1 protein-coding gene and 2 pseudogenes are annotated in these 2,304 nt (G+C 65.5%); all 3 read left to right on the top strand.

Annotated features, from left to right (window positions below; genetic code table 11):
• Window positions 1-1,184, top strand: a pseudogene (gene istA, locus VGC77_RS20310) (IS21 family transposase); the annotation flags it as partial.
• A gap of 11 nt (window positions 1,185-1,195) precedes the next feature.
• Entirely contained in the window at window positions 1,196-1,930 is a 735-nt protein-coding gene (gene istB / locus VGC77_RS20305) for an IS21-like element helper ATPase IstB (RefSeq protein WP_174348316.1), read from the top strand.
• 127 nt (window positions 1,931-2,057) lie between these two features.
• A pseudogene (locus VGC77_RS20300) lies at window positions 2,058-2,304 on the top strand (ParA family protein); the annotation flags it as partial.

Genomic DNA, 2,304 nt, shown 5'->3' with positions numbered 1-2,304 from the left:
TCCGGCGCTACGCCCGGGGTTGGCGGCGCGAGCGGGTCGCCGTGACGGCCGCCGCCCACGTGCCGCTGAGCTTCGATCCGGGCGAGGCCTACCAGTTCGACTGGAGCCACGAGATCGTGCTGATCAACGGCACCACCGTCACGATCAAGGTGGCTCACGTCCGGCTTTGCCACAGCCGGATGCTCTATGTGCGGGCCTACCCGCGCGAAAGCCAAGAGATGGTGTTCGACGCCCATGACAAAGCCTTCGCCTTCTTCGAGGGCACCTGCCGCCGCGGCATCTACGACAATATGAAGACAGCAGTGGAGACGATCCTCGTCGGCAAGGAACGTCACTATAACCGTCGCTTTCAGCAGATGTGTGCTCATTATCTCGTTGATCCCGTCGCCTGCACGCCGGCGTCGGGTTGGGAGAAGGGCCAAGTCGAAAACCAGGTCGGCTTGGTGCGGGAGCGCTTCTTTACGCCTCGCCTGCGCGTGAAGAGCTTCGAGGAGCTGAACGGCTGGCTGCTCGATCAGTGCGTCGCCTATGCCAAGGGCCATCCTCATCCCGAGAACAAGGAAACGACGGTCTGGCAGTCCTTCGAGGTGGAGCGGCCGAGCCTCGTGCCCTACGTCGGCGCCTTCGATGGCTTCCACGCCGTGCCGGTCTCGGTGTCAAAGACCTGCCTGATCCGCTTCGACAACAACCGCTACTCGGTGATGGCGAGCGCCGTCGGCCGCCCTGTTGAGGTGCGGGCCTATGCGGAGCGGATCGAGTTGCGCCAGGGCGGCCATGTCGTGGGCGAGCATGCCCGGCGGTTCGGCCGCAACGAGACGGTGTTCGAGCCTTGGCACTATGTGCCGGTGCTCGCCCGCAAGCCCGGCGCCCTGCGCAACGGGGCTCCATTCAAGGATTGGGTGCTGCCGCCCTCTTTCGAGCGCGTCCGACGCAAGCTCGCCGGCGCCGACGATGGCGATCGCCAGATGGTGGGCCTGCTGACGGCCGCCATGGATGACGGGCTGGATGCCGTCGAAGCTGCCTGCCTGGAGGCGCTCGAGGCCGGCGTCCACTCGGCCGACGTCGTCCTCAACATCCTGGCCCGACGCCGCGAACCCGCGCGCGTCATCACCATCGACACCCCCGACGCGCTGCGCCTGCAGCACGAGCCCGTCGCCGACTGCGCGCGCTACGACACCCTGAGGAGCATCATGTGATGGAACGAACCGAAATCCTGGCCACGATGGTGGACCTGAAGCTCTACGGCATGAAGGCCGGCTACGACGAGATCATCACCACGGCGGTGAAACGCCAATACGAGCCCCAACGCATCGTCGGCGATCTGCTGCAGGCCGAGATCGCCGAGAAACAGGCGCGCTCGATCAAGTATCAGATTACCATCTCGAAGCTACCCCTGGCCAAGGACATCGAGGACTTCCGCTTCGAGGGCACGCCCATCAACGAGATGCTGGTGCGCGATCTCGCCGGCGGCGAGTTCCTCGCCCATCAGCGTAACGCCGTGCTGGTGGGCGGCACTGGCACAGGCAAGACCCACCTCGCCATCGCGATCGCGCGAGCCTGCATCCGCAACGGCGCCCGTGGCCGCTACTTCAACGTCGTCGACCTCGTGAACCGGCTCGAAGCCGAGGGCCGCGCCGGACGCCACGGCCGCATGGCCGACTACCTGTCGCGCATGGACTTCATCGTGCTCGACGAACTCGGCTACCTACCCTTCGCTCAGTCTGGCGGGCAGCTCCTCTTCCATCTCGTCAGCCGCCTCTACGAGCAGACCTCCGTCATGGTGACGACCAACCTGGCCTTCGGCGAATGGCCGAACGTGTTTGGCGATGCCAAGATGACGACCGCACTGCTCGACCGGCTCACCCACCATTGCGAGATCGTCGAGACCGGCAACGAGAGTTGGCGCTTCAAGAACCGCGCCGCGGCCTGAGGGTCACCCCACCGCAGCCGCCCGGCTGCGCAACCCTGACCCGCTTCGCCGGGCGGCCGCTACCGCCTGAGATTGCAGCAAGGGGGTCAATATTGAACGCCGATAAGGGGTCAAATTTCGACGCCGATTGACAAGCCAGGACTTCGCCCTGGTCATCAACCAGGCGCCGGTCAACAAGCAGGCGAGGCTCACAGCGGCGGTCGTCATGAGCATGAGCAGCGAGGGGGTCGTGCTGCCGCTCTCGATCGCCAACCGCGTCGACCACCAGTACGCCTATGCACTCGGGCAGGGCGTCAGCGAATACGGGCCGGACGGCAAAGCCGCGGCGGAGATCGCCGACCTCTGGGCCGGCTGCAGGAAGAGACTAGAGGTGA

The organism is Rhodopseudomonas sp. (assembly GCF_036404135.1).
In the GTDB taxonomy this organism is placed as follows: domain Bacteria; phylum Pseudomonadota; class Alphaproteobacteria; order Rhizobiales; family Xanthobacteraceae; genus Rhodopseudomonas_A.
The sequence above is the reverse complement of the archived record's forward strand: the minus strand, read 5'-3'. Positions and strand labels throughout refer to the sequence as shown.